22 protein-coding genes and 1 pseudogene are annotated in these 25,293 nt (G+C 69.0%); 12 read left to right on the top strand and 11 right to left on the bottom strand.

What is annotated here, in order from left to right; genetic code table 11:
* Positions 1 to 32: 32 nt before the first annotated feature.
* A complete protein-coding gene (locus AVME950_RS05480) occupies positions 33 to 503 on the bottom strand; it encodes a thiol-disulfide oxidoreductase DCC family protein (RefSeq protein WP_284405847.1) in 471 nt (156 codons plus the stop codon).
* A gap of 54 nt (positions 504 to 557) precedes the next feature.
* Positions 558 to 1,106 (bottom strand): GbsR/MarR family transcriptional regulator, encoded by a 549-nt coding sequence (locus AVME950_RS05475; RefSeq protein WP_284405848.1) that lies wholly within the window; start codon positions 1,104 to 1,106, stop codon positions 558 to 560.
* 189 nt (positions 1,107 to 1,295) lie between these two features.
* Here AVME950_RS05475 and AVME950_RS05470 point away from each other — a divergent pair, with 189 nt between their 5' ends.
* Both AVME950_RS05470 and AVME950_RS05465 read left to right on the top strand, forming a co-directional pair.
* Complete coding sequence (locus AVME950_RS05470; RefSeq protein WP_272564527.1) at positions 1,296 to 2,204, top strand: dienelactone hydrolase family protein; 909 nt, start codon at positions 1,296 to 1,298, stop codon at positions 2,202 to 2,204.
* A 133-nt stretch (positions 2,205 to 2,337) separates the two neighbouring features.
* Entirely contained in the window at positions 2,338 to 3,210 is an 873-nt protein-coding gene (locus tag AVME950_RS05465; protein WP_284429034.1) for a ZIP family metal transporter, read from the top strand.
* 111 nt (positions 3,211 to 3,321) lie between these two features.
* Here the strand turns inward: AVME950_RS05465 and AVME950_RS05460 are convergent, their stop codons facing one another.
* Both AVME950_RS05460 and AVME950_RS05455 read right to left on the bottom strand, forming a co-directional pair.
* Complete coding sequence (locus AVME950_RS05460; RefSeq protein ID WP_284429033.1) at positions 3,322 to 4,068, bottom strand: LytR/AlgR family response regulator transcription factor; 747 nt, start codon at positions 4,066 to 4,068, stop codon at positions 3,322 to 3,324.
* 22 nt (positions 4,069 to 4,090) lie between these two features.
* Positions 4,091 to 5,152: a sensor histidine kinase gene (locus tag AVME950_RS05455; protein WP_284395006.1), complete on the bottom strand. Its 1,062-nt coding sequence runs from the start codon at positions 5,150 to 5,152 to the stop codon at positions 4,091 to 4,093.
* Between the two features lie 50 nt (positions 5,153 to 5,202).
* On the opposite strand from AVME950_RS05455, the gene argH reads away from it, so the two are divergent.
* The 3 genes from argH (at position 5,203) to AVME950_RS05440 (ending at position 9,269) form a co-directional block, all read left to right on the top strand.
* Positions 5,203 to 6,672 carry an argininosuccinate lyase gene (argH, locus tag AVME950_RS05450; RefSeq protein WP_284395004.1) on the top strand — a complete coding sequence of 490 codons (1,470 nt, stop codon included), beginning with the start codon at positions 5,203 to 5,205 and terminating at the stop codon, positions 6,670 to 6,672.
* 84 nt (positions 6,673 to 6,756) lie between these two features.
* Positions 6,757 to 7,722, top strand: a complete 966-nt coding sequence (locus AVME950_RS05445) for a Bug family tripartite tricarboxylate transporter substrate binding protein (protein WP_502869379.1) — start codon at positions 6,757 to 6,759, stop codon at positions 7,720 to 7,722.
* Positions 7,723 to 7,793: 71 nt separating this feature from the next.
* Positions 7,794 to 9,269 carry a rhomboid family protein gene (locus AVME950_RS05440; RefSeq protein WP_284429031.1) on the top strand — a complete coding sequence of 492 codons (1,476 nt, stop codon included), beginning with the start codon at positions 7,794 to 7,796 and terminating at the stop codon, positions 9,267 to 9,269.
* 118 nt (positions 9,270 to 9,387) lie between these two features.
* On the opposite strand, the gene AVME950_RS05435 is transcribed toward AVME950_RS05440, so the two are convergent.
* Complete coding sequence (locus AVME950_RS05435) at positions 9,388 to 10,728, bottom strand: tetratricopeptide repeat protein (RefSeq protein ID WP_284429030.1); 1,341 nt, start codon at positions 10,726 to 10,728, stop codon at positions 9,388 to 9,390.
* Between the two features lie 113 nt (positions 10,729 to 10,841).
* On the opposite strand from AVME950_RS05435, the gene AVME950_RS05430 reads away from it, so the two are divergent.
* On the top strand, positions 10,842 to 11,672 hold the full coding sequence (locus AVME950_RS05430; RefSeq protein ID WP_284429029.1) for an SGNH/GDSL hydrolase family protein: 831 nt from the start codon (positions 10,842 to 10,844) through the stop codon (positions 11,670 to 11,672).
* A gap of 77 nt (positions 11,673 to 11,749) precedes the next feature.
* Here the strand turns inward: AVME950_RS05430 and AVME950_RS05425 are convergent.
* Positions 11,750 to 12,892, bottom strand: a pseudogene (locus tag AVME950_RS05425) (OpgC domain-containing protein); the annotation flags it as partial.
* A 176-nt stretch (positions 12,893 to 13,068) separates the two neighbouring features.
* Between AVME950_RS05425 and AVME950_RS05420 the strand changes: the two are divergent.
* From AVME950_RS05420 to AVME950_RS05410, 3 genes are all read left to right on the top strand, one after another.
* A complete protein-coding gene (locus AVME950_RS05420; RefSeq protein WP_284429028.1) occupies positions 13,069 to 19,050 on the top strand; it encodes an alpha-2-macroglobulin family protein in 5,982 nt (1,993 codons plus the stop codon).
* Between the two features lie 30 nt (positions 19,051 to 19,080).
* Positions 19,081 to 19,428, top strand: coding sequence for an STY0301 family protein (locus AVME950_RS05415; RefSeq protein ID WP_349817226.1), 348 nt, complete (start codon positions 19,081 to 19,083; stop codon positions 19,426 to 19,428).
* Between the two features lie 265 nt (positions 19,429 to 19,693).
* Positions 19,694 to 20,668, top strand: coding sequence for a TRAP transporter substrate-binding protein (locus AVME950_RS05410; protein ID WP_284429027.1), 975 nt, complete (start codon positions 19,694 to 19,696; stop codon positions 20,666 to 20,668).
* A gap of 54 nt (positions 20,669 to 20,722) precedes the next feature.
* Here AVME950_RS05410 and AVME950_RS05405 read toward each other — a convergent pair whose 3' ends face one another.
* On the bottom strand, positions 20,723 to 21,133 hold the full coding sequence (locus tag AVME950_RS05405; protein WP_284429026.1) for a hypothetical protein: 411 nt from the start codon (positions 21,131 to 21,133) through the stop codon (positions 20,723 to 20,725).
* 108 nt (positions 21,134 to 21,241) lie between these two features.
* On the opposite strand from AVME950_RS05405, the gene AVME950_RS05400 reads away from it, so the two are divergent.
* Positions 21,242 to 22,135: a LysR substrate-binding domain-containing protein gene (locus tag AVME950_RS05400; RefSeq protein ID WP_284429025.1), complete on the top strand. Its 894-nt coding sequence runs from the start codon at positions 21,242 to 21,244 to the stop codon at positions 22,133 to 22,135.
* Between the two features lie 28 nt (positions 22,136 to 22,163).
* Here the strand turns inward: AVME950_RS05400 and AVME950_RS05395 are convergent, their stop codons facing one another.
* Together AVME950_RS05395 and AVME950_RS05390 are read right to left on the bottom strand one after the other, a co-directional pair.
* Positions 22,164 to 22,595: a TerB family tellurite resistance protein gene (locus AVME950_RS05395; protein ID WP_284408449.1), complete on the bottom strand. Its 432-nt coding sequence runs from the start codon at positions 22,593 to 22,595 to the stop codon at positions 22,164 to 22,166.
* Positions 22,596 to 22,653: 58 nt separating this feature from the next.
* Positions 22,654 to 22,830 carry an arylamine N-acetyltransferase family protein gene (locus tag AVME950_RS05390; protein WP_284429024.1) on the bottom strand — a complete coding sequence of 59 codons (177 nt, stop codon included), beginning with the start codon at positions 22,828 to 22,830 and terminating at the stop codon, positions 22,654 to 22,656.
* Between the two features lie 230 nt (positions 22,831 to 23,060).
* Between AVME950_RS05390 and AVME950_RS05385 the strand changes: the two genes are divergently transcribed.
* On the top strand, positions 23,061 to 23,402 hold the full coding sequence (locus tag AVME950_RS05385; protein WP_284429023.1) for an HPF/RaiA family ribosome-associated protein: 342 nt from the start codon (positions 23,061 to 23,063) through the stop codon (positions 23,400 to 23,402).
* 172 nt (positions 23,403 to 23,574) lie between these two features.
* Positions 23,575 to 24,063, top strand: a complete 489-nt coding sequence (locus AVME950_RS05380; protein WP_272564504.1) for a nuclear transport factor 2 family protein — start codon at positions 23,575 to 23,577, stop codon at positions 24,061 to 24,063.
* A 69-nt stretch (positions 24,064 to 24,132) separates the two neighbouring features.
* Here AVME950_RS05380 and AVME950_RS05375 read toward each other — a convergent pair whose 3' ends face one another.
* Entirely contained in the window at positions 24,133 to 24,627 is a 495-nt protein-coding gene (locus AVME950_RS05375) for a T6SS effector amidase Tae4 family protein (RefSeq protein ID WP_284429022.1), read from the bottom strand.
* The gene (locus AVME950_RS05370; protein WP_284429021.1) at positions 24,624 to 24,995 is read right to left on the bottom strand and encodes a Rap1a/Tai family immunity protein; all 372 of its coding nucleotides are present in this window, start codon (positions 24,993 to 24,995) and stop codon (positions 24,624 to 24,626) included. The genes AVME950_RS05375 and AVME950_RS05370 overlap by 4 nt, the downstream gene beginning before the upstream one ends.
* Positions 24,996 to 25,293 lie beyond the last annotated feature (298 nt).

Here is a 25,293-nt window from a genome sequence, read left to right as displayed (position 1 = left end):
GAACTGCTCCGTGAAAGGTGTAAGGGGCGTCGTCAGAGCCGGCACTGGTCGTCGCCCGGCCCGCAGCGGCGGGCAGCAGCCCGGCGAGCGGCCGCGCCGCTGGCCTTCTCGAACAGGCCGTGCACCAGCCACTGCGGCAGGCGGTAGCGGTTGCGTGCCAGCACCGGGTACACCCGGTCGGCCAGCGGCCCGATGACCGGCCAGCGGGTGGCGGCGGTCAGCCAGCCCAGACCCACGGCCTCGTAGGCCGCGCGGAACACCGCGACGCCGCGCAGCAGCCGGCCGTCGGCCTGGCGCGCATGGATCAGGGTGAGCAGGTCGTCCCGGGTGGTGCCTGCCGGTGGGCCTTCGAAGTCCGGCGCCCACACGTCGGCAAAGCGCAGCAGGCCGCCGGTATTGCGCAGCATCAGGTTGCCCATCTCGGCGGCGCACAGGCGGCAGCGCGAGTCGAAGTAGAGGGTGAGGGGATAGATGGCGGGGTTGGGGGTGGCTGCGGCATTCATGTTCAATCCTTCCGAAATTTCATTCAAAACAGAAACATCAGGGCAAAAAAAGGCCTAGCCCGGGGATGCCTTGTCGGCCGCTCCGCCGCGCACGAACTTCTGCACGCTGGCCCCCAGGCGCAGCACCTTGTCGAGCGTGGCGGGGGACAGGCGCAGCATTTCGTCGGCCCACACCCCCAGCGAATCCATGAGGTGCAGCGTCTCGCGCACGCGGTCCTGGGCATCGGCGGTTTCGCTGGCGAAGTCGGGGCGGGCCACCAGTTCGCGCAGCATGCGCACGGTGGGGTCGAACTCGCGCTCCTTGCGTTCGCGCACCACGGTGCGAAACAGCTCCCACACGTCGGTGGAGGTTTCGAAATAGTCGCGCCGGTCGCCCAGCACGTGGGTGGTGCGGATCAGGTTCCAGTTGAGCAACTCCTTGAGGCTGTTGCTGGCGTTGGAACGGGCCACGCCCAGCGTCTCGCAGATTTCCTCGGCGTGCAGCGGGCGGCCATGGAAGAAGAGGAGCGCGTGGATCTGGGCCACGGTGCGGTTCACGCCCCAGGCGGTCCCCATCTCTCCCCAATGGACCACGAAGCGTTGGGCGATGTCGGTCAGTTGCATGGGGGCAGTTTAGGTTTTCTTTAATTTCTGTCAAGACAGAAATAAGAGCCGCGCCATCACTGCACTTTTGCTGCACCGGCCCTGGGCGAACGGCGGTAAACCCGTTCAGCCCTGCGGGTCATGCCGCCGCGCGCCGCAGGCCCTAGACTCTTGCGCTGCCGATCCTTTCACCCAACCAGGAGCCAGACCATGCTGCGTGATGACCTCAAGACCGATTTCGACGCCCTCTTGCCGGGCCAGAGCACCGAGGCGGGAGCCACCCGCCGAACCGCGATGCGCGTCGCCCTGGGTGCCGGTTTCGGCGTGGGCTATGCCGCCGCGGCCATGCCCGTGATGGCGCAGACCGCGATCCAGACGCCCGCGGACGGGCTCACGGCGGGCAAGGTCAGCATCGAGGTCAACGGCTTCAAGGTGCCCGCCTACCGCGCCGCGCCCGCCGGCAAAACCGACCTGCCGGTGGTGCTGGTGATCCAGGAGATCTTCGGCGTGCACGAATACATCGCCGACACCTGCCGCCGTTTCGCCAAGGCCGGCTACCTGGCCATCGCCCCCGAGCTGTATGCCCGCCAGGGCGATCCGCTCCAGTACACCGAAGCCGCCAAGCTGATGAGCGAGCTGGTCTCCAAGGTGCCCGACGCGCAGGTGCTGGCCGATCTGGACGGCACCGTGAAGTGGGCGGGCGAGAACGGCGGCGACCTGAAGAAGGTCGGCATCACCGGTTTTTGCTGGGGTGGCCGCATCACCTGGCTGTACGCAGCCCACGGCCCCGTCAAGGCGGGCGTGGCCTGGTACGGCCGGCTGGTGGGGCAGGCCAGCGAGCTCACGCCCAAGCACCCGGTGGACATCGCCCCGATCCTCAAGGCGCCGGTGCTGGGCCTGTACGGCGAAAAAGACAGCGGCATCCCCCTTGACACGATTGATAAGATGAAAGCGGCTCTCCAGACCGGCTCCGCCGCCGCCAAGGCGTCGCAGTTCGTCGTGTACCCCGACGCGCCCCATGCCTTCCATGCCGACTACCGGCCCAGCTTCCGAAAGGAAGCGGCCGAGGACGGATGGAAGCGGGCGCTGCAGTGGTTCAAGACACACGGCGTGGCCTGAGAGGCCATCGCCGGCGGCGTTCCTGCCCCAGCGGTCCCGCCAAAGCCCTTCGGGGCTTTTTTTGCGCGCCGGGCGCGCCGAATCGATTCGATACAAAAGGCCGACAGGCCTTGCAGGGAAAGCACGAGAAGCCATGACTTTGGTAGCAATCATCCTGGCCACGCTGGCGGCCGGCATCGGCAGCGTGTGGGTGGCCGCCCTGTTGATGCGCGCGGGGCTGGGCGACGGCCGGCGCGGCGTGGGGCCGCAGCACCTGCTGAGCCTGGCGGCTGGCGCGCTGCTGGCCACGGCCTTCATGCACCTGCTGCCTGAGGCGTTCGAGAGCCAGGCCGGCGCGCACGACCTGTTCGCCACGCTGCTGGTGGGGCTGGTGTTCTTCTTTCTGCTCGACAAGGCCGAGCTGTGGCACCACGGGCACGAGCACGGACACGGCCATGCGCATTCGCACGGGCATACCCATGGCCATACGCAGGGGCACGGCCACGCCCATGACCACGCCAACGGTGATGCGCACGCCCACGGCGAACGCGAACGCGAAGGCGAAGCGCGGCGCGGTGGCGGCGGCTGGGCGCTGCTCACGGGCGACAGCGTGCACTGCTTTGGCGACGGCATCCTGATCGCCTCGGCCTTCATGGCCGACCTGCGCCTGGGCGTGGTGGCGGCCCTGTCGGTGCTGGCGCACGAGGTGCCGCACCACATGGGCGACCTGGTGGTGCTGCGCCAGGCCAGCGCCAACCGCCGCATGGCGCTGCTGAAGGTGTCGCTGGCCGGTGCGGTCACCGCCCTGGGTGGGGTCGTGGGGTATTTCCTGGTCGGCGAACTGCAGGACTGGCTGCCTTACTTCCTGGCCATCGCCTCCAGCAGCTTCATCTACGTGGCGCTGGCCGACCTGATCCCGCAGCTGCAAAAGCGCCTGAGCGCGGGCCAGACGGTGGCGCAGATCGCCTGGCTGGTGGCGGGGATGACGGTGGTCACGCTGGTGAGCGGCATGGCCCACGCGCACTGACCGGCTGTGGGGCCCCGGCGCGGCGGCGCGTCAGGGTCTGGGTTTGCTATCAAAATAATAGCGGTATGCCGGCGGTTTGATTGTGCTGGCGGCCCAAAACACCCTCGGTCTTCAGCCGGCCAGCTCTTCGCGCACGGCCGCCACCTGCCGCCGCGACACGGCCAGCAATTCGGTCAGCCCGTGCAGCCGCACGGCCCAGCCTTCGCCCTCCTCGGGGTCGTAGTGCTTTTCCAGCGCCCGCACCGCGCGGCGGGCCACCAGCGCGTTGCGGTGGATGCGCAGGAATCGGTCGCCGTGGCGCGCCTCCAGCTCGCTCAGCGAGCCGTCCAGGATGTAGCTGCGCACCGCGGTGCGCACCGTCAGGTACTTCTGCTCGGCCTTGAAGTACAGCACCTCGGCCAGCGGCACGCGCTCGGTGCGGCCCCGGTCCTGGATCAGCAGGGTCTCGCCATCGGGAAGGGGCGCCGTGGGCGCAGGCGTGGCGCCCGGGTGCCGGGCGCGCAGGGCCTTGCCCAGGGCTTTTTCCAGCCGCTCGCGCCGCACGGGCTTGGTGAGGTAGTCCACCGCGTCCAGCTCGAACGCGCTCACGGCGTGGTCCGCATGGGCCGTCACGAACACGATGGCCGGCGGATAGGGCAGGGTGCGCATGGCATGGGCCAGGGCCAGGCCGTCCTGCCCGGGCATGTGGATGTCCAGCAGCACGGTGTCGAAGGCGCGGCCGCCCGATGGCTGCAGCTGCGCCAGCGCCTCGGCGGCGTTGGCGGCCTCGGTGGCGGTGTGCCGCCCGTCGCAGTCGGCCAGCAGGGTGCGCAGGCGGCTGCGGGCCAGGGCTTCGTCGTCAACGATCAGGATGTGCATGGCAGGAGGCGAAGGGGAAAGGTCAGGACCGCGCGGGCAGCGAAATGCGCACCTGGTAGCGGCCATTTTGCATGCCGGCGCTGAACTCGCATTGCACGTCGTGCAGCAGCCGCAGGCGGTCGCGCACGTTGGCCAGCGCAATGCCGTGGCCGCGCGGCCTGCCGCCCTCGCGCTGCGGCGCGGCGGGCACGGTGTTGGTGATGACCACGATCACGCGGCTGCCGCGCAGCTCGGTCACGATGCGCAGCCGCCCGCCCGTGGCGCTCGGCTCCACGCCGTGCTTGACCGCGTTTTCCACCAGCGGCTGCAGCAGCAGCGGGGGCAGGCGGGCGCCGTCGGCGCGGGCGTCCAGCGACCACTGCACGCGCAGCCGTTCCTCGAAGCGAACCTGCTCGATGTCCAGGTAGCGGCGCGCCAGGGTGATCTCTTCGCCCAGCGTGGCCGACTCGCCCTGGTCCACCAGCGCGTGGCGGAACAGATCGCTCAGGTCCTCCAGCAGCGCCTCGGCCTTGGCCGGCTCCGCCCGCACCAGGGCGATGGCGCTGTTGAGCGTGTTGAACAGAAAATGCGGGCGGATGCGCGATTGCAGTTCCGACAGCCGCGCCGTGGTGGCCGCGGGCGTGCGGGCGCGGGCGCGCAGCACCAGCGCCGCCACCAGCGCCGCCGACAGCAGCGCGCCGCTGGCGGCACTGGCCAGCCAGGGCGGATCGGCCGCCACGCCCACCAGCGCGAGCATGCCGCAGGCATACAGCCCGGACAGCGTGCCCAGCGCCACGCCCGCTGCGTATTGCAGCGCCACCGGCAGGCGCTGCAGCACGGTCTTCAGGCTGCAGGCGGTGACCAGCCAGGCCAGCGTGGCGGGCAGGGCGCCGCCCGTCAGCAGCGACAGCCGGCCGAGCCATTCCAGGGGTGTGGCGGTGTTGAAGAGGGCGCCCACGCCCAGCACCGCCTCCACGAAAAGCACCGCGCGCAGGATCACCCCGACATGGCAGGCGTCGAACACCAGCACCCGCCGGCCCAGGGGCTGGCGGGGGTCTTCGGTCAGGGCCTGCGGCCGGGTCGATAAAATTTGCGTCTCTTGCATTGCGGCATCCGGGTGTTCCGGGTGTCTGAACCACCGGATTATTGCCCTCCATGTCCACCAGCCCCGCCTCCAGCCCAGCGTCCGCCCCCTCCCACAACCAGCTCGACACCAAGGCACAGGCCTGGTCGGCGCTGTTTTCCGAGCCCATGAGCGACCTGGTCAAGCGCTACACGTCGAGCGTGTTCTTCGACAAGCGCCTGTGGCAGGCCGACATCGCCGGCAGCCTGGCGCACGCCGACATGCTTGCCGCGCAGGGCATCATCTCGGCCGCCGACCACGCCTCCATCCAGCGCGGCATGGCGCAGATCAAGGAGGAGATCGAATCCGGCGCCTTCGAGTGGAAGCTCGACCTGGAAGACGTGCACCTGAACATCGAGGCGCGTCTCACGCAACTGGTGGGCGACGCCGGCAAGCGCCTGCACACCGGCCGCAGCCGCAACGACCAGGTGGCCACCGACGTGCGCCTGTGGCTGCGCGGCGAGATCGACCTGATCGCTGATCTGCTGAAAGAACTGCAGGTGTCGCTGGTCGACGTGGCCGAGCAGAACGTGGAGGTGATCCTGCCCGGCTTCACCCACCTGCAGGTGGCGCAGCCGGTGAGCTTCGGCCACCACATGCTGGCCTACGTGGAGATGTTCGCGCGCGATGCCGACCGCATGCAGGACGTGCGCCGCCGCGTCAATGTGCTGCCCCTGGGCGCCGCCGCCCTGGCCGGCACGACCTACCCGCTGGACCGCGAGCGCGTGGCGAAAACCCTGGGCATGGACGGCGTGTGCCAGAACAGCCTGGACGCCGTGAGCGATCGCGACTTCGCCATCGAGTTCACCGCCGCCGCCAGCCTGTGCATGGTGCACGTGAGCCGCCTGTCGGAAGAACTCATCATCTGGATGAGCCAGAACTTCGGCTTCATCAAGATCGCCGACCGCTTCACGACCGGCTCGTCGATCATGCCGCAGAAGAAGAACCCCGACGTGCCCGAACTGGCGCGCGGCAAGACCGGCCGCGTGGTCGGCCACCTGATGGGTCTCATCACCCTGATGAAGGGCCAGCCCCTGGCCTACAACAAGGACAACCAGGAAGACAAGGAACCGCTGTTCGATACCGTGGACACGCTGAAGGACACGCTGCGCATCTTCGCCGAGATGGTCGGCGGCCAGCCGAACCCGGCCACGGGCAAGAAGGAAGGCGGCATCACCGTCAACGCGCCGGCCATGGAGCAGGCCGCGCTCAAGGGCTACGCCACCGCCACCGACCTGGCCGACTACCTCGTCAAGAAGGGCCTGCCGTTCCGCGATGCGCACGAGACCGTGGCCCATGCCGTGAAGGCCGCCGTGTCGCACAACGTGGACCTGTCGGAGCTGCCCCTGGCCGTGCTGCAGGGCTTTCACCCGCAGATCGAGAAGGACGTGTTCGACGCCCTCAGCCTGCGCGGCTCGCTCAACGCCCGCAACACGCTGGGCGGCACCGCGCCGGCCCAGGTGCGCGCCCAGTTGGCCCGCCACCGCGCCCGCCTGGCCTGATTGCTGCTCACCTCCCCCCGTCCGCACACTTTCACGGAGCCCTCCATGCATCGTTCTTCCTCGCGCCGTCACTGGGTCTTGCGCATGGCCCGCGCCGCGGTCTGGGTGGGCGCCACGGCGGTCGCCGCCGTGGCCTCGGCCCAGACGCCGCCGGCCGGCCCGCCGATCCGCATCCTGGTGGGCTTTCCGCCGGGCGGGGGCACCGACGCGATCGCGCGGCTGTTGTCCGACAAGCTCAAGGACGAGCTGGGCGCCCCGGTGGTGGTGGACAACCGCCCCGGCGCGGGCGGGCAGATCGCCGCCCAGGCCCTCAAGGCCGCGCCGGCCGACGGGCACACCGTGTTCCTGTCGCACGACCACACCATCTCCATCCTGCCGCAGGTGGTCAAGCACCCGGGCTACGACCCGGTGCACGACTTCGTGCCGGTCGGCGGCGTGGCCACCTTCGTGAATGCCTTCGCCGTGTCCGGCGCGTCGCCGGCCAGGTCGTTCAACGACTACGTGCAGTGGATCACCACCCAGGGCGGTGGCAAGGGCGCGGTGGGCATCCCGGCCCCGGCCTCCACGCCGGAGTTTCTGGTCAAGCTCATCGGCGAGAAGTACCGCATCGACCTGGTGGCGGCGCCATACCGCGGCAGCGCGCCCATGATCGCCGACATGCTGGGCAACCAGATCCCCGCCGGGGTGGCCTCGGTGCAGGACTTCATCGAAAACCACAAGGGCGGCAAGGTGCGCGTGCTGGCCGTGCTGGGCACCCAGCGCCAGTCAGCGCTGCCGGACGTGCCCACGTTCGACGAGCTGGGGCTGAAAGGCTTCGAGGACCTGCCCTACTACGGCTTCTACGCGCCCACCGGTACGCCGGCCGCGTTCGTCACCCGTTTCTCGCAGGCGCTGGCCAAGGTGGTCGCCCAACCCGACGTGAACCGGCAGCTCACGGCCCTGGGGCTCACGGTGGCGTCGATGACGCCCCAGCAACTGGCGGCGCGCCAGCAGGCCTACACCCAGGCCTGGACGCGCATCATCCAGCGCAGCGGCTTCGTGCCCCAGTGAGGGTTGCGTGCTGTCCCGCCGCCGGCCCGCGGGGCCCGGCGTTGCCCGCCTTGAGGTGACGCAGGCCCGCCATGTTCTATGCCATCCCGCTGGACAACCGCCCCACCTGGCGCAACCCGCCATGGATGACGGTGCTGATCATTGTGGTGAACCTGCTGGTCTTCTGGGGACCGCAGCGCTGGGAGGCCAAGGCCGTGGACCGGGCGGCGCAGGTCTATCTGGACAGTCCCTTGCCCGGCATCGAACTGCCGCCTTTCGTGCAGTGGCTGAAGGACTCCGGCCACCGCGATGCCGAGCGCGCGCAGCGCATGCTGGCGGCGCACCGGGAGCACGCGCTGCTGCGGTGGATGGAGCACGAGGAAGGCTTTCAAAAGCGCCTGCACGCCGGCCTGGTCGTGCGCGCGGACGACCCGCAGTACGCCGACTGGAAGGCCGCCCGCGCCCGGTATGAGGCGGCGCTGCCCGAGCCCTTCACCCGCCGCTGGGCGCAGAGCTACGAAAAGGACGCGCCCCCGCGGCCCGTGACCTGGATCACCGCCGCTTTCCTGCATGCCAGCACGGGCCACCTGCTGGGCAACATGGTGTTCTTGTTCCTCTTCGGCTTTTCGGTCGAGCTGGCCCTGGGGCGATGGCGGTACCTGGCCTTCTACCTGCTGGGGGCCGTGGGCGGGTCGCTGATGGCCGGGTGGGCCTATGCAGGCCAAGGCAGCTACGGCCTGGGGGCGTCCGGTGCGGTGTCGGCCCTCATGGGCATGTACGCGGTGCTGTACCGGCTGCGCCGCGTGCGGTTTTTCTACCAGCTGTTCTTTTATTTCAACTACGTCACCGCGCCCGCGCTGCTGCTGTTGCCGGCGTGGATCGCCAACGAGTTGCTGCAGCACTGGCTCAGCGGCCGGGGCGTGGCCTACATGGCCCACCTGGGCGGGCTGCTGACGGGCGCCGCGCTGATGTGGGGCGCCGGTCTGGTGCGGCGCAAGGCGATCGAGGCACCGCCGCCCGAGGCAGCCGCCGCGCCGGACGACGGTTTCGATGCCCACGTGGCCCAGGCCCGGCAGTCGGCCCAGGCGATGCAGTTCGAGCGGGCCCTGGTGCAGTGGCGGGCGGCGGCGCAGTTGCGCCCGCGCGATGTGCCGGTGCTGAGCGCCTGGTTCAAGACCGCCAGCCTGTGGCCGGCGGGCGAGGATTTCCACCGCGCCGCCCGCCGCATCTTCCGGCTGCCGGAGCAGGACGCCGCCACGCTGGACTTCCAGCACGCCAGCTACCGCACCTACCTGGACCACGCCCGGCCCAGCGCCCGCCTGGTGCCCGACGACATGGCGGGCCTGGCGCGCCGCTTCGTGCGCGCGGGCCAGTGGAGCGACGCCGAGAAGCTGCTCACGGCCCTGCACCGCACCGCGCCGCAGCATGCGGCGCTGGGCGAACTGGTGGGCATGCTGGTCACGGCGCTGCTGCAGTCCGGGCGGCGCGAGCAGGCCATGGCCTGGCTGCCGCAGTTGCAGCAACTGGCACCCGGCAGCGCGCCGCTGCGGCTGCTCGAAGGCCGGTAAGGCGGGCCGCCTGCCAGGCAACCCTGGCCTTGAAGCAAAAACCCGTTCCAGCGCAATCAGTACTAGGGCATATTGCTATTAATTTAGTAGCAAATCGATGTCGCCTGCCTGCGTCGCCTCAAGGCGTGGAGGGCGCTTGGCCGCCTGCCGCTGCCGGCTGCGGCAAATGGGCGCGCAGCAGCCATTGCACCTCCGCCACCGAAGGGCTGTCCGCATGCCGCGCCTGCAGGGTGGCGAGCACCTTGAGGGCCATGTCGGGGCGGTTCATGCCCTGCAGCAGCACGCGGGCGACCAGTTCGTAGGCCTTGGGCACCAGCGCATGCCCCTTGAAGCGTCGGTCGAACCCGCCCAGCAGCGCGATGGCCTGCTTCGCATCGCCGCCGTTCCACGCCGTGTTGGCCAGGGCCAGGGTGTGGCCCGGGTCCGAAATCACGAACTGGGCGTCGCGCTCGCGGCAGGTGAGGAACGCCTTGAGCGCCTCGGTCGTCTGGCCCGCGTTCAGCAGCAGCGGGATGAAGCGCTGGGCATGCAGCAGCAGGGTGTCGGTCTTGTCGGTCAGCGCCAGCACGCGGTGGTAGCGGCGCTGGGCGGGTAATTCGTCCCCATGCAGGCGCTGGTCTTCGTAGGCCGTGCCCAGGGCGCCGGCCAGGTCGCCGTCGGTGATCTGCTGGGCCACCAGCGCGTCGGTCGCCTCCTGCGCGATCTGCCGGGGCGTGCGCCGATCGGGCGGGGCATCGTCGTCCAGCCCGCCGCCGGGCAGCAGGTCGATGCCGAAGGCCTCGTGGTTCTGGTACATGGCGTAGCCCAGCAGGCTGCACATCACCCAGCCGAAGTAGATGAACAGCCAGTTGCCCAGCGGCAGCAGCAGCCAGCCCTTGAACAGCGGCATCAGCAGCGCCAGCGCGATGGCTGCGCCCTGGCTGAGCAAAAACAGGAAAAAGCACAGCAGCCCATACGGCCAGCCGATGATCCGCACCACGCCCCAGGCGGCGGCGGGGTTCAGCGACGCGAACAGGCTGCCCGTCTGCACCAGCAGGATCATGGTGGCCGGCAGCAGGAAGCTCACGGCCAGCCAGGCGAGTTCCGCCAGGCCCGTGCTGACCCGCTGCAGCCACCCCACCACGATGCCCTGCACGAGCAGGATGCCGAACAGCTTCCAGGGCAGGGCGGTCCACTCGTCGTCCAGCCGGTCGGGGAAATCCTCGGCGCGCTGCAGGCCGCGCGAGCCCATCGCCACCACCTTGAAGCCGTAGCGCGACGCGGCCAGCAGGATGCCGACCTCGATCAGCAGCACGGCCAGCACGTCCGGCAGGAAGAACAGCACGCCGTACAGCATGCTGCACACGGCCAGCACGGTGCTGTAGAACAGCGGCTTGCGCTGCAGGGGGAAAGCGAAGAACTGGTTGAGCCGGTGCCAGAACGGCACGGGGCCCGCTGGGGCCTGGGAAGCGGAAGGCATGTCGATGGAAACCCGGCGGCCGGTGTTGGTGTAAATTTGTAAAAATTGTATGCTTGCGGAACGCAGGCCAGCACAATCGCTCACACGCCGCTGCAGTCCTTTTTGGAGTCGCCATGCATTCTCTTCGGGCTTTCCCGACGCGTTCCCTTGTGACCCTGGCCCTGGCCTGTGCGGGATTCGCCGCGCAGGCGACCCCCGCCGACTCTACCGCGCCGTCGGCTGCCGCCACGTCGCCCTCGGCCTATGCGCGCTGGCAGTCCAGCATGGACGCCTTCGCCGCAGCCGACAAGGAACGGCTCCCGCAGGCCGGCGGCGTCCTCTTCGTCGGCAGCTCGACCATCCGTTTCTGGACCGACGTGGCGGAGGACTTCCGCCAGTTGCCCGTGGTGATCAACCGCGGCTTCGGCGGCTCCACCATGGCGGACTGCAACCATTTCGTGAAAAACCTGGTGCTCCAGTACCGCCCGCGCCATGTGATGGTCTATGCCGGCGACAACGATCTGGCCGAGGGCCGCACGCCCGAGCAGATCCTGGAGAGCTTCCGCTCCTTCGTGCAGACCGTGCGCGCCGAACTCCCCGACACCCGCATCAGCTACATCTCCATCAAGCCCAGCCCTTCGCGCGTGGCGCTGATGCCCCAGATGCAGCAGGCCAACGCCCTGCTGGCGCAGTACGTGCGCACGGTGCCCAACAGCGATTACATCGACGTCTTCTCGGCCATGCTCGATGCCTCCGGGCAGCCGCGGGCAGAACTTTTCGGCCCCGACCGCCTGCACATGAACGATGCCGGCTACGACCTGTGGCGCACGGTGATCGGCGCATTCGTGGCGCCGGCCCCCGCGATGCAGGCGGGCGGCGCCTCGCCCACCGCCACGGCCGCCATGCCTGCCGCCACGGTGGCCACCGGCAACCCCGCGCTGGTGCGGGTGAGCGCCGGGCGCTGAGCCGCATTCAGGTCGTCCTGGCCGGCGGCACTGGCGCCGCTGGCTGCCGCGGCTGAGGGCGCGCCGCCTGCATCGGGCGCGGGCTGCACCGGGCGGCCGTCGTCGTTGGGTGGCTTGTCCACCCACAGGCTCACGCGGGCCACGGCATAGAGGGTGGCAAAACAGGCGATCAGCAGGGCGATGTCCTGCGGCCAAGGCCGCTCGTAGTCCGCTCCCATGAACACCAGGGTGAGCAGCACCACCACCAAGTGGGCGCAGAACACCGGCAGCGAGGCCGCGCCCAGGGTTTCCAGCCAGTGCTGGCGCGGCAGCTTCGCGGCCAGCGCCGGCCCGAAGCGGATGGTCAGCGCCGTGAGGGCCATCAGGTCGATCAGGCGCAGCGGGCCCAGGGCCCATTTGTCGAACAGCAGGTTGAGTTGCGGGTTGGCGTCTCCGAACGGCACCTGGCCGACCACATGCCGCCACACCATGCACACCACGGCGATGGCGCCGGCCACCCACAGCGACCAGCGCGGGAACTCGAACGGCGGCGCCTCGGGGTCGTTGCGGCTCGCGCCCATCCAAAGGCCCAGCACCCACAGGAACTGCCAGCTCCACATCACGAAGGCGCCGGTTTCGGTGAAGGGGATCGGCATGGGCAGCACCGCCGCGAAGCCGTCATAGAACCAGCGCGACAGCCCGAACTGCGCCAGCAGCCACAGCAGCACGCTGCCGGCCATGATCGGCGCCCAGCCGCGGCGCAGCGCGAACGTCATCAGCCAGGGGCTGGCCAGCATGAACAGCACGTACAGCGGCAGGATGTCCAGCAGCGGCGGTTCGTACACCAGCAGCAGCCCGCCCACCAGGGCCTCCAGCGGGTGCAGCAGGTAGAAGGTCATCATGCCCTTGATGGCGGGCTCGTCCACACGGATGCCGATGAAGGCGATCACTGTGAACAGGAACAGCAGCGTGGCCGCCTGGCAGCCATAGATCTTGAGGGCGCGGCGCCAGAAGGCCTGGCGCATGTCCGCCACGGTCTTGCGCCAGGCGAGCCGGCCGTAGACCATGCCGGCCATGTACGCCGAGAGCAGCACAAAGCCCTCGGCCGCCGAGACGAAGCCGAACGGCTGCCCCAGCGGCTGCGTGAGCCGGGTGGGCAGGTGCGTGACGGTCATCAGGGCGAGCATCAGGCCCCGGACGGCATCGATTTCCCAGCGGCGGGTGGAAGAGGGGGGTGGCATGGGCGCGCCCGGGGTGGAATTGAAACCATTCTCACGGACGGAGTGGGCTGGGCGGTGTAGGCCATTTACAACTGCGTCACTGCGCTGGTGGTTCGCCGTCTGCCGATGGGCTACGCTGCCGGGTTCGAATGGGTACCGGTCCGGTGGGTCGGCCCGTCGCCGTTTTTGCAAAAGCCATGACAACAACAACGCATTCCTTCCGCGCCCTGGCGCTGGCCGTGGCCCTCGGCGCGGCCGCGCAGGCCCACGCGCTGTCCATCATCAGCTTCTCGCCCCAGGGCGAGGTGTCCCGCGTCCGGCAGGCCGTGGCCAAGTTCGACGGCCCGGCGGTCAATTTCGGCGACCCCAAGGCCCCGGCCCCGCTCTCCGTGAGCTGCTCCGACGCCGAAGCCGGCCAGGGCACGGGCCGCTGGACCAGCGAGCGCGAATGGGTCTACGACTTCAAGGGCGACCTGCCGCCCGGCGTGCGCTGCACGGCCCAGGTGAAGTCGGGGTTCAAATCGGCCGCCGGCGCCGAGCTGTCGGGCACGAAGAGCTATGCATTCAATACCGGCGGCCCGTACGTCCAGAACATCCGCCCCGGCACCTACCAGCCCATCGACGAAGAGCAGTTCTTCATGCTGCAGTTGAACGGCCCGGCGACCCTGGCCAGCGTGCAGGCCAACGTCTGGTGCGTGGCCGATGGCGTGGGCGAGCGGGTTCCGGTGCGCCTGATCGAAGGCGCCCAGCGCGAGGGGCTGCTGGCCTCCCAGGGCCTGGACAAGACAGCCGCCAAGGAGCCGCTCAAATACGTCACCCTGGCCTGCAACCGGCGGTTGACCTCGGGCGGGCGGGTGCAACTCGTCTTCGGCAAGGGTGTGGCCACGCCGAGCGGCGTCGGCAACACCATCGAAAAGCGCTACGAGTACAAGGTCCGTGAGCCCTTCGCCGCCGATTTCCGCTGCGAGCGCGAGAACGCCCAGTCGGCCTGCCTGCCGATCCGCCCGATGTTCCTGTCGTTCAACGCACCCGTGCCGCGCAAGCTGGCCGAGGCGGTGCGCCTGCGCTCGGACAAGGAAACGCTCAAGCCCCGGATCGACGGTGAGGGCGATGGCGACACCGTGGTGAACGGCGTGCGCTTCGACCCGCCCTTCACGGCGCAGACGGCCTTCACGGTGCAATTGCCCAAGGACTTCAAGGACGCCTCGGGCCGCACGCTGCGCAATGCCGACAGCTTCCCGCTCAAGGTGGGAACGGGGGGCATGCCGCCCCTGGCCAAGTTCGCTGCCTCGCCATTCGGCGTGGTGGAGCGCTATGCGGAGGGCCCCAAGGAGCCCGCCTTGCTGCCCGTGACCTTGCGCAACGTCGAGGCCGCGCTCAAGGTCCAGGGCCTGGACGCCGGCAAGCCCGCCGATGGCGCGGCGCCCGCCAAGGTGAGCACCCTGCAGCCCGGCAGCGACGCCGACATCATTGCCTGGTACCGCAAGGTGCGCCGCTACGACGGCTACCTCGTGAGCCGCAAGAGCGCCCGCCGCGACGTGAAGGGCGCGCTGCCCGCTGCGCTGGAGAGCGACAGCAGCGAGTACGTGCAGTCGCGCATGGTCTCGCTGCTGTCCGGCCAGGGCGGCGTGAAGACGCTGGACCTGCCCAAGCCGGTCAACAACGACCCGCGGCCCTTCGAGGTGGTGGGCATTCCGCTGCCCACGGGCTTCCATGTGGTGGAGATCGCCTCGCCGCTGCTCGGCAAGTCGCTGCTGGACGAACGCCACGGCGAAGGCCGCACCATGTACGTGCGCACCTCGGCGCTGGTGACCAACCTGGGGGTTCATTTCAAGCTCGGCCGCGAGAATTCGGCCGCCTGGGTGACCACGCTGGACAAGGGCCAGGTGGTGGCGGGCGCCAAGGTGCGCGTGTCCGACTGCAACGGCCGCGAACTGGCCACGGGCACCACCAATGCGCAGGGCGTGGCGCTGTTCGACGGCCTCTCGCCCGAGCCTCCGTCGTGCCAGGGTGACGATGGCGGCGAGCAGGCCTACTTCGTGAGTGCGCGCGCTCCGGGCGCCGATGGCACGCAGGACATGGCCTTCACCTGGAGCGACTGGCAGCGCGGCATCGAGCCCTGGCGCTTCAACCTGCCCACCAGCATGGAACCCCGCCCCGACGAGCGCGCCCACACCGTGTTCGACCGCACGCTGCTGCGTGCTGGCGAAACCGTGTCGATGAAGCACCTGCTGCGCACCGAGAACCGCAAGGGCTTCGGCCTGCCGGACGAGCAGCCCGACACCCTGGTCATCACCCACGTGGGCAGCGGCCAGCAATACACGCAGGACCTCACCTGGCGCAAGACCGCCACGGGTGGCCTGAGCGCAGAGAACACCTTCGCCGTGCCCCCTGCCGCCAAGCTCGGCGTGTACCAGGTGCAGCTGCAGGGTGGCTCGCACAGCCGCAACAGCTTCGAATCGGGCCAGTTCCGGGTCGAGGAGTTCCGCCTGCCCGTGCTGGAAGGCCGCATCACGCCCACCGACAAGAAGCCCCTGGTGCGCGTGCGCTCGGTGCCCACCGACGTGCAGGTGAACTACGTGGCCGGTGGCGGCGCCGCCAACCTGCCCGTGCGCGTGTCGGCGCTGGTGCGCGGCAAATCCGCCCAGTGGAGCGATTTCGACGCCTTCAGCTTCATGCCCCCCAACCAGCGCGGCGCGCAGTCGCAAAGCCACAGCGACGACGAAGAGGCGGCCGCCGGCCAGGACGCCCGCGTCATCGCCGACAAGCTCGCGCTGACGCTGGACAAGAACGGGGCCGGCAAACTGGCCATCGACAACGTGCCCCTGGCGCGCCGGCCGCAGGAGCTGGTGCTGGAGGCCACCTACGCCGACCCGAGCGGCGAGGTGCAGACGCTGCGCAGCACGCAGACCCTGTGGCCCGCCGCCGTGGTGGCCGGCATCAAGACCGAAGGCTGGGTCTCCGCCGCGCAGAAGATCCGCTTCCAGGCGCTCGCGCTGGGGCTGGACGGCAAGGTGCAGGAGGGCGTTCCGCTGCAGGTGCAGGCCATCGCCCGCATCACCACCACCAGCCGCAAGCGCATGGTGGGCGGCTTCTACAGCTACGACAACAAGACCGAAACCAAAGACCTGGGCACCGTCTGCACGGGCAAGAGCGATTCGCGCGGCCTGCTGCTGTGCGAGACCAAGCTCGAAGAAGCCGGTGAAGTGGAGCTCGTGGCCACCGCGCGCGACAAGGACGGCAACACGTCCGAGGCGGCCTCGTCCGTCTGGGTCACGCGCCGGGGCGAGATCTGGTTCGGCGGCGAAGACCACGACCGCATCGACCTGCTGCCCGAAAAGAAAACCTACCAGCCCGGCGAGACCGCCAAGCTGCAGGTGCGCATGCCGTTTCGCCAGGCCACGGCGCTGGTGAGCGTGGAGCGCGAAGGCATCATCGACACGCGCGTTGTGCAGCTTAACGGCCAGGACCCGACCGTGCAGGTCAAGATCGAGGAGGGCTGGGGCCCCAACGTCTATGTGAGCGTGCTGGCCCTGCGCGGCCGCCTGCGCGAGGTGCCGTGGTACAGCTTTTTCACCTGGGGCTTCAAGGCGCCGACCGAGTGGTGGAGCGCCTTCTGGTACGAGGGCAAGGAATACGTCGCGCCCACCGCCATGGTCGATCTGTCCAAGCCCGCCTACCGCCTGGGCGTGGCCGAGATCCGCGTGGGCACGCAGGCCCACCAGATCCAGGTGAAGGTGGTGGCCGACAAGGAAAGCTACCCCGTGCGCGGCAAGGCGCAGGTCACCATCACCGCCACGCTGCCCGGTGGCAAGCCTGCGGCCGGCGCCGAGGTGGCCCTGGCCGCCGTGGACCAGGCGCTGCTGGAGCTGATGCCCAACACCAGCTGGAACCTGCTCGATGCCATGCTGCAGCGCCGCTCCTGGGGCGTTCAGACCTCCACCGCGCAGATGGAAATCATCGGCCGGCGCCATTACGGCCGCAAGGCCGTGCCAGCGGGCGGTGGGGGCGGCCACAGCCAGGCGCGCGAGTTGCTCGACACACTGCTGCTGTGGCAGCCCGCGATCCAGCTCGATGCCAACGGCCAGGCCAAGGTGACCGTGCCGCTCAACGATGCACTCACCACGTTCAAGATCGTGGCCGTCGCCGATGCCGGCACGGGCCTGTTCGGCACCGGCGCGACCCAGATCCGCGCCACGCAGGACCTGCAGATCATCAGCGGCCTGCCGCCGCTGGTGCGCGAGGACGATCAGTTCCGCGCCCAGATCACCCTGCGCAACACGACCCAGGCCGCGATGAAGGTGGATGTGGCCGCCCGCGCCACGCTGCTGCAGCTGGACAAGCAGAGCGTGGACATCCCGCCCGGCGAATCCCGCGAGGTGGCCTGGACCGTGACCGCCCCCGCGCAGCTGGCGCAGACGCGCACCGAGGCCATCCTGTGGGAGATCGAAGCCCGTGACACCGCGGGCGCCAACGGCGCGCGCGACGCGCTCAAGGCCACCCAGCGCATCATCCCGGCGGTGCCGCTCACGGTGCAGCAGGCCACGCTGGTGCAGGTGGATGGCAGCTTCAACCTGGACGTGAACCCGCCGGCCGATGCGCTGCCGGGCCGCGGCGGGCTGAAGATGTCGCTGCAGCCCAAGCTGGCCGAAGGCCTGCCCGGCGTGCGCGACTGGTTCGCCAACTACCCCTTCGCTTGCCTGGAGCAAAAGACCAGCAAGGCCGTGGGCCTGCGCGACGGCACCCTCTGGCAGACCGTGGTGGCGCAATTGCCCACCTACCTGGACGCCGATGGCCTGGCCAACTACTTCCCGCCCCAGGCCGGCAGCGCCAACCGGGGCAGCGACACGCTCACGGCCTACCTGCTGTCGGCGGCGCACGAAGCCGCCAGCCTGCACCCCGAGTTCGCCCTGCCGGACGAGGCCCGTGCCGCCATGGAGCGCGGTCTGACCGCGTTCGTGGAAGGGCGCATCCAGCGCGACTTCTGGAGTCCGCGCAAGGATCTGGACATGCGCAAGATCGCGGCCATCGAGGCGCTGTCGCGCTACGGCAAGGCCTCCGGCCGCATGCTGGGCAGCGTCACCATCGCGCCCAACCAGTGGCCCACGCACACGGTGATCGACTGGCTGAACATCCTCAAGCGCGTGAACGACGTGCCCCAGCGCGACCAGCGGCTGGCCGAGGCCACGCAGGTCCTGAAGGCCCGCCTGAGCTACCAGGGCACCAAGCTCATCTTCAGCACCGAGCGCGACGACTACTGGTGGTGGCTGATGCAGAACGGTGACGTCAACACCGCCCGCCTCATGCTCGCGGTGATGGACGACCCGGCCTGGAAGGACGACATGGGTCGCCTGGCCAACGGCTTCATCAGCCGCCAGCAGAACGGCGCATGGCACACCACCACCGCCAACCTGTGGGGCGGCCTGGCGCTGGAGAAATTCAGCGCCAAGTTCGAGGCCACGCCCGTCGCGGGCGTCACCCGCGCGGCCCTGGGCAGTGGCAACGCCAGCGTGGACTGGGCGAAGGTTGAGCGCGTGAAGGCGAGCGACGCCACGGGCGCGGCACACCAGACCACCTGGTTCGGCGCACCCGCATCGCCCGGCAACTTCAAGAACAACAGCATGTTCCTGCCCTGGTCGCCCACGGGCGGCAAGGAGAACCTGGCGGTCACCCACCAGGGCACCGGCAAGCCATGGCTCACGCTGCAGTCGGTCGCGGCCATCCAGCTCAAGGCGCCGTTCGCGGCCGGCTACGCCATCAAGAAGACCATCACCCCGGTCGAGCAGGCCGTGCCCGGCAAGTACACCCGCGGCGACGTGCTGCGCGTGACGCTGGAGGTGAACGCCAGCGCCGACATGACCTGGGTGGCCCTGACCGACCCGATCCCGGGCGGCGCCACCATCCTGGGCAGCGGCCTGGGGCGCGATTCCGAGATCGCCACGCAGGGCGAGAAGCGTTCAGGCAGCGCCTGGGCGGCCTTCGAGGAGCGCAGCTTCGAGGCCTACCGCAGCTACTACGAGTACCTGCCCAAGGGCACCATCAAGGCGGAATACACCGTGCGGCTGAACAACGTGGGCGACTTCGCGCTGCCCCCGAGCCGCGTGGAAGCCATGTACGCGCCCGAGATGTTCGGCGAGACGCCCAACGCCCGGGTGAAGGTGGAAGCCGCCGCCCGCTGAGCGGGCTGTGCGCGCTGCACACGATTGCCCATGCCATGGGCCCGGCCGATCCTGGCTGTGCTGCTGTTCGCCGCAGCCAACGGCGGCATGCCGACCTCGCAGGCCGCCGGGGTCTGTCCAGCGCAACCCGGCCAGCCCTTGCGGCAGGTCGATGTGTTCGACGGCCCGGTCGAAGACCTGGCGACCCTGGTGCCCGACGTCGCGAAGGAGCGCGCGGGGCACTGGCAGCTCGGGTACGTGTATGCGGCGGGGCGCACCGTCAACGTGCGCTGCCATTACGCCGATGCGCGCACGGTGGATGTTGAATTGACCCAGGAAGTGGAACGCTGCGACTACCGCATCGACGCTCGCAAGACGCTCGATCTGCGCTGCAAGTAAGCCGTTCCATGAAGCCGTTCGAGAAGCCGGCGCGGCAACGTTAAGCGCCTGGGCTATCACATCCCGCTCCCCTCGCCAACTGCCCCTTTAGAGCGGTTGTGGTTTGCCCGTCGCACCTCTCGTGCGAAGCGCTTGCTACGGCTGAGCCCCCCTCGGAGAATGCGCAGGCCATGCCGGCGCGCCCCCAGCGAAATGCGCTGCCAGGGCACGATGAAGTGCTGGCGGACAGGCATTTTTCGAACACTTGGGGGACACGATGCGCAAGATGAATTTTCCGATGCTTGCATCGGCGGCGGTGATGGCCATGGCGGCGTCGGTACCCGCGGGGGCCCAGACGCCGCTGCGGGCCTGGAACACCCACCCCGACGGCTACCCGGTCACCGAGGCGATGAAAAGCTTCATCAGCGAGGTGGAAGCCTCCACCCAGGGCCGCTACACCATCAAGCTGTTTTCCGATGCGGTGCTGGGCGATCAGGGCAAGGCGGTCACGATGATGAAGGCCGGCGAGATCGACCTGGCTGAATTCAACCTGGGCCCGCTGGCCGAGGCCGCGCCGGGCCTGCAGGCGTTCAACCTGCCCTTCCTGTTCGGCGATGCCGCCCACATGTTCCGCTACCTCGATGGCGCCATGGGCGAGCGCCTGTCGGAGAAGCTGAAGGCCTCCGGCTTCGTGGTCCTGGGCTGGTACAACGGCGGCGCGCGCTCGTTCTACTGCGCCAACAAGCCGATCACCCGGCGCGAAGACCTGGCCGGCCAGCGGGTGCGCGTGCAGCAGTCGGAAACCTCCATCGAGATGGTGAAGCTGCTCGGCGCCACCCCCGTGGTCGTCCCCTACAAGGAAGTGCTCGACAGCTTTCGCAACGGCACCATCGATTGCGCCGAGGGCAACCTGGTCTCCTACGAATCGACCGGCCACTACAAGCTGGCCAAATACATGCTGCTGGACCAGCACACCATATCGCCCGAGGCCCTGGTGGTGTCCACCAAGCTCTGGAACCGGCTGAGCGCGCAGGACCAGCAGGCTTTCCAGAAAGCGGGCAAGGCCTCCGCCGTGCTGATGCGCAACCTGTGGGAAAAGCGGGTGGTCTCGGCCCGTGCGAATGTGGCCAGGGAAGGCGTGCAGTTCGTGACTGTGTCCGACTTCTCTCCCTATGTGCGCCGCATGGCGCCGCTGTACAAGAAGTACACCGACAACCCCGACGTCCGGGGCGATCTGCTCACCATCATCTCCAACCAGTGAGCACCGCCCGGCCCCAGCCCCGGCGCAGGGCGCCCGGGGCCGGGCTCGGGCCTGTTACTGGACGACCGTGGCGCGCGGCGTGCCGTGCACGGTCCGCCGGCCCTTGAGCAGCGCGATCAGAACGTGGACCCCGAAGGCCACCGCCAGCAAGATCAAGGCGCCCAGGCCCCACAAGGCCCAGGCCAGCACGGTCACGGCGCCGGCCAAGGCGGGCACGGTGTCCAGCGCCGCCTGAACCATCGGGCCGGCGGAGGCGATCATGGCCGCCAACTCCCGGGCCAGCTCGGGCGGTATCCAGCCCCTGATCCACTCCGGCAGCACCACGGCATTCATGGCAGACGTGCCCCCGGCCAGCGCGCCTGCGCTGGACACCGCCCAGACCGCCATGGCATGCATGCCCCAGCAGGCCAGCGACCAGAGAGCGAGAAGCGATAGAGAGAGAAACCAGCTGATGGCATAAAACATGGAGGTTGTCCTTTCGAATGGGCGAGCGCCCAGTATGGCCATGGCGGCATTCGATGGACACCAGCTTTTATCGAACATAGCATTCGGTTTTTCCGATCCGGGGGCCGCATGTTGAACTACCGCCATCTCTACTATTTCTGGATGGTCGCCAAGGAAGGCGGCTTCGCCCGCGCCGCGGACCGCCTGGAGATGGCGGTGCAGACCATCAGCGCGCAGGTGCGGGATCTGGAAAAGGACCTGGGCCACCAGTTGCTCAAGCCCTTGGGCCGAGGCATGGTGCTGACCGAGGCGGGCCAGGCGGCCTATGCGCGGGCGGAAGAGATCTTCCAGCTGGGGCAGGGCATTCCCGACGAGGTGCGGGAGGCGGCCAGCGCCAAGGTCGCACGGCTGTCGGTGGGGTTGTCGGACGGCATTTCCAAGCTGGCGGCGCATGCCCTGCTGGAGCCGGTGCTCGCCACGCCCCACCTTCGCCTGGTGTGCCACGAGGGCGAGTTCGACGAGCTGCTGTCCGAGCTGGCCCTGCACCAGCTGGACGTGGTGCTGGCCGGGCAGGCCGCGCCGCGCAATCCCACCCAGCGCCTGACCAGCGAGCGGATCGCGCGGTCCACGCTGCAGTGGTATGGGCCGGCCTCGCTGGTCAGGAAACACGCGCGCGACCGGTTCCCCCAGTCGCTGCAGGACCTTCCCGTGCTGTTGCCCACGTCCCATTCGCCGTTGCGGTCCACGCTGGACCATTGGTTCGAGGACATTGGCGTGCGGCCCCAGGTGGTGGGTGAGTTCGAAGACAGCGCGCTGCTCGCGGTCTTCGCGGCCCGCGGGCTCGGGGTGTTCCCCGTGAGCCAGCTGGGCGCGCAGGACGTGGGGCTGGTGCGGGGCCTGCGCCTGCTGGGCGATTGCCCCGACATCGGCGAGGAGGTGCACGCCATCTGGTCGCGGCGCGGGCAGCACCATCCGCTGGTGCGCCAGATGGTCGCGGCGGCCCACGCGGTGGCCGCGGCCTAGCCTTCGACGGGCCCGTGCGCGGCCCTGTTCAAAGGCCGGCTGCGACCGGCGCGGCCTTGGGTGCATCGGATGCCTCGCCCATGCGCCAGTGCTTGAGCGCGGCTTCCATGATCCAGGCCTCGGCGGCCGCCAGGTGGTGGTCCGCGGTCGCCGCCGTGCAGGCGAAGTGCAGCACGCGCTGCTGCAGTTCGGGTTCGGTCACCTCGGCCATCAGGGCGGCCAGCGCCGCTTCGTCGAGGTTGCCGGTCAGCAGGCGGCGCTCGCGCGCCCCCATCAGCAGGTCTTCGCACAGCGCGTGCAGCACCTGGGCGAAGTCGCCGGGCGCCAGGCCGAGTTCGCCTTCGATGTCCAGCCGCTGCAGGGCGTCCGTTTCCGAACGGCTGACGTGGCCGTCCGAGATCAGCAGCAGGCCGACGATCCGGGCCGCTGCTTCGGGGCTGTTGGTGGGGTAGCTGCGCATGGGGGTGTTCCTTTGTGAAGTGTTGTGGGGGCGAACAGTGTTGGGCGAGCAGGCCGCGTCAGTCGCGGTAGCGGCGGTGGCGCGTCGGCTGCGCAGGGTGTGCGGCGTCGATCCGCACGGGAACGCGCACCGGTGCACGCAAAGCGCCGCTGCCGTGCGACACCTGCTGCAGCCACAGCAGGGCCCGGGCGCGCAGGGAGGAAAGCAGGTGGGAGACAAGGGGCAATGGCTTCATGGGGCGATTCATCGGGGTTTCCTGTGGTGTTGACAGCCTTGAATGTGCGGCCGGGTGGCCGATGGAAGAAGCAGGTTTTCTGAGATGGCTGCATCGGTTTACCCGAAACCTTGAGACTGACGGGCTCGCTGCAAGGCAGCAGGTATTTCGGAGGGTGTCGGCAGAGAAAAACTGCTGTGTCCCTGCAGACGAGCGGGCTAAGGTGACTGCTCCAACGAAGGAGAACGCTGATGCAGATTTTTTTCAAGTCCCGCCATCCCGAAGCCACCGCGATGCGCGATACCGTCGATCGCCGCGTGCGGTTCGTGCTCCGGCGCCTGAGTGCGCAGGTGCCGCGTGCCGACATTCAGCTGGCCGACGTGAACGGTCCCCGGGGCGGAGTGGACAAGCGCTGCCGGATCGAGCTGCGCACCGACGGCGCGGGCCCCGTGGTGGTTTCGTCGGTGGCCAGAGACTGGCGCACCGCGCTCGACGAAGCCCTGGCCCGCGCGGCCCGGCATGTGCTGCGCGTGTGGCGCCGCGCGAACGCGGCCCGCAGGCCGAGCCGGCGCGCGCCTGAGATCGGCCCATGACGGCCTGCCGGAGAGCCTTGGGGCTATACCCCACCGCGTGCCGTTCGGCTCGGGCGCTGAGCAAATTTGAGGATTGAAACATTGCCTCACCACAAAGATCGACAAGCCTGCGCCGCCGGCGCGGCCGACAGATATAAATCCGCCGTGTCCATCGATTCTGAAAGGGAGTTTCATGAAGCAACTATTGGCCCGCTGCGTTCTCGCGGCGGCGATCGTCCTGCCGGTGGCGGCCCACGCCCAGGTGCCGGTGGTGGAGCAGCCGGACCATGAGCAATTGCTCATGAGCCACGACTGGCGGCTGGCGTGGAACAAGCGGCTGGTCTACAACTTCTGGCGCGAGGTGTTCGAGGCGGGCCACATGGACCTGGCGCCCAAGTACATGGCGGAAGACTATATCCAGCACAACCCCACGGTGGCCACGGGCCGCGCGGCCTTCATCGCCTTTTTCTCGCAGTTCGTGCCGCCCACGCCCATCGAGCCGCGCGTGAAGGCGCCTTTGGTGGCGATCACTGCCGAAGGCGACAAGGTCATTTTGAGCTTCGTGCGCGAAATGACGGACCCGCAGGACCCGACCAAGAAATACACGACGACCTGGTTCGACATGTTCCGCATCGAGAACGGCAAGATCGCCGAGCACTGGGACGCGGCCACCAAGAACTGACGACGCGGTCGCCCCGACGGACCCCGGGCGCGGCGCGCGGCCACGCAAAGTGGCCTGCGCTGCCGCCCGTCAGTCCAGCGGCCAGAACCAGATTTCCTTGGAGTCGAAATAGCAGGCCGAGCTGCAGACGGCCGCCGCGTTGGTGGACTCCACCAGATCGATGTGGCCGCCGTTGTAGCTGGCCATCTTCCAGAAGAAGATCACGCCGCGCTTTCCCTGGATCTTTGCCTGCACGTTGTCGGGCGTGAGGATCTGCGGGTAGCCCAGTACGCCGCGCTGCATGAGCTGGTCAGCCAGCAATTTGGCGCCCGGCTCCACGAACCGGCCTTTGAGTGGGCCCTCCTTGATCTTCAGGCGCCCGGTGATGCCGGTGCCCGACTTCAGCAGCGCCAGGCTCATGCGGACCGCGCAGGTGTTTTCGTAGCCGGCGTTCTGCCGCTTCAGCTGGCCCATGTCGTATCCGATCTCGCGGTACACGCTGTCGCCGTCCATGAATCGGGCCGGCTGCATGCGGTCGGAAGAATAGTGGTGGGACTTGAGGTTCTCGAAGATGGGCTTGGTCAACGCGGGCTCCGGCAGGGGAATTGCTTGGACAGGATGGCGACCAGGGTTTTGGAGGCGCGCTGCTGTAGGTCCGGGCCTTCGACCTTCTTCAGCTCGGTGAACAGGCGCTCGTCGATGGTGATGGTCTTGAGCGTGGGGTAGCCGCACCACGCACGCCCCTCGGTGGCGTCGAGCACGCCCGTGAGGTAGAGCTCGGCCTGCTGCCGCACCTGCGGAGTCTGGCTGAGGTAGGCCTGCCGGAAATCGTCCGTCGTGATCTGCGTGTTGTTGATCATCGCGTTCTGCGTGGTGGGCAGCGGGGCCGACAGGCGCGGCGGCATGGCTTGGGCGAACGCGGTGCTGCCGGCCAGGCCGGCGGCGGTTGCCATGGCAGCGGCCAGGAAGCGGGGTGCGGTAAAGCAAGGCAAAGCAGTGGCCTTTCAAAGGGGTGGTGCGCAGGTGCGGGGCGTGTGCCGCACGGTTCAGAAGGGCGCATGGAGGGCCCGCCAGCGCAGCGCGGGCTGCGGCCCGGAGCACGGCGAACATGAAAGCGGGAGGTCCCCTGGGGCATGGCACCAAGGCCCGCCGGAGAGGACCCGCCAGCTGGCTCCGTGACCAATGCCGGAGCGAAGTGGCGTTGCGCCAAAGGTTACACGAGGGTGCGGCGCGATGCGCGAAAGTCCCCAG

Origin of the sequence: Acidovorax sp. SUPP950 (genome assembly GCF_030158935.1) — a bacterium.
Taxonomy (GTDB): domain Bacteria; phylum Pseudomonadota; class Gammaproteobacteria; order Burkholderiales; family Burkholderiaceae_C; genus Paracidovorax.
Note: the sequence above shows the minus strand (reverse complement) of the source record. Positions and strands in the feature narration are given on the sequence as shown.

What these genes read in the sequence shown, in the direction of transcription:
- AVME950_RS05410 (WP_284429027.1), top strand. Translation starts at nt 19,694, where the DNA reads ATGAATTTTCCGATGCTTGCATCGGCGGCGGTGATGGCCATGGCGGCG.
- AVME950_RS05395 (WP_284408449.1), bottom strand. Translation starts at nt 22,595, where the DNA reads ATGCGCAGCTACCCCACCAACAGCCCCGAAGCAGCGGCCCGGATCGTC.
- AVME950_RS05475 (WP_284405848.1), bottom strand. Translation starts at nt 1,106, where the DNA reads ATGCAACTGACCGACATCGCCCAACGCTTCGTGGTCCATTGGGGAGAG.
- AVME950_RS05380 (WP_272564504.1), top strand. Translation starts at nt 23,575, where the DNA reads ATGAAGCAACTATTGGCCCGCTGCGTTCTCGCGGCGGCGATCGTCCTG.
- AVME950_RS05445 (WP_502869379.1), top strand. Translation starts at nt 6,757, where the DNA reads ATGGCCCGCGCCGCGGTCTGGGTGGGCGCCACGGCGGTCGCCGCCGTG.
- AVME950_RS05420 (WP_284429028.1), top strand. Translation starts at nt 13,069, where the DNA reads ATGACAACAACAACGCATTCCTTCCGCGCCCTGGCGCTGGCCGTGGCC.
- AVME950_RS05405 (WP_284429026.1), bottom strand. Translation starts at nt 21,133, where the DNA reads ATGTTTTATGCCATCAGCTGGTTTCTCTCTCTATCGCTTCTCGCTCTC.
- AVME950_RS05435 (WP_284429030.1), bottom strand. Translation starts at nt 10,728, where the DNA reads ATGCCTTCCGCTTCCCAGGCCCCAGCGGGCCCCGTGCCGTTCTGGCAC.
- AVME950_RS05430 (WP_284429029.1), top strand. Translation starts at nt 10,842, where the DNA reads ATGCATTCTCTTCGGGCTTTCCCGACGCGTTCCCTTGTGACCCTGGCC.
- AVME950_RS05465 (WP_284429034.1), top strand. Translation starts at nt 2,338, where the DNA reads ATGACTTTGGTAGCAATCATCCTGGCCACGCTGGCGGCCGGCATCGGC.
- AVME950_RS05455 (WP_284395006.1), bottom strand. Translation starts at nt 5,152, where the DNA reads ATGCAAGAGACGCAAATTTTATCGACCCGGCCGCAGGCCCTGACCGAA.
- AVME950_RS05440 (WP_284429031.1), top strand. Translation starts at nt 7,794, where the DNA reads ATGTTCTATGCCATCCCGCTGGACAACCGCCCCACCTGGCGCAACCCG.
- AVME950_RS05385 (WP_284429023.1), top strand. Translation starts at nt 23,061, where the DNA reads ATGCAGATTTTTTTCAAGTCCCGCCATCCCGAAGCCACCGCGATGCGC.
- AVME950_RS05480 (WP_284405847.1), bottom strand. Translation starts at nt 503, where the DNA reads ATGAATGCCGCAGCCACCCCCAACCCCGCCATCTATCCCCTCACCCTC.
- AVME950_RS05390 (WP_284429024.1), bottom strand. Translation starts at nt 22,830, where the DNA reads ATGAAGCCATTGCCCCTTGTCTCCCACCTGCTTTCCTCCCTGCGCGCC.
- AVME950_RS05415 (WP_349817226.1), top strand. Translation starts at nt 19,081, where the DNA reads ATGCCATGGGCCCGGCCGATCCTGGCTGTGCTGCTGTTCGCCGCAGCC.
- argH (WP_284395004.1), top strand. Translation starts at nt 5,203, where the DNA reads ATGTCCACCAGCCCCGCCTCCAGCCCAGCGTCCGCCCCCTCCCACAAC.
- AVME950_RS05470 (WP_272564527.1), top strand. Translation starts at nt 1,296, where the DNA reads ATGCTGCGTGATGACCTCAAGACCGATTTCGACGCCCTCTTGCCGGGC.
- AVME950_RS05370 (WP_284429021.1), bottom strand. Translation starts at nt 24,995, where the DNA reads ATGGCAACCGCCGCCGGCCTGGCCGGCAGCACCGCGTTCGCCCAAGCC.
- AVME950_RS05400 (WP_284429025.1), top strand. Translation starts at nt 21,242, where the DNA reads ATGTTGAACTACCGCCATCTCTACTATTTCTGGATGGTCGCCAAGGAA.
- AVME950_RS05460 (WP_284429033.1), bottom strand. Translation starts at nt 4,068, where the DNA reads ATGCACATCCTGATCGTTGACGACGAAGCCCTGGCCCGCAGCCGCCTG.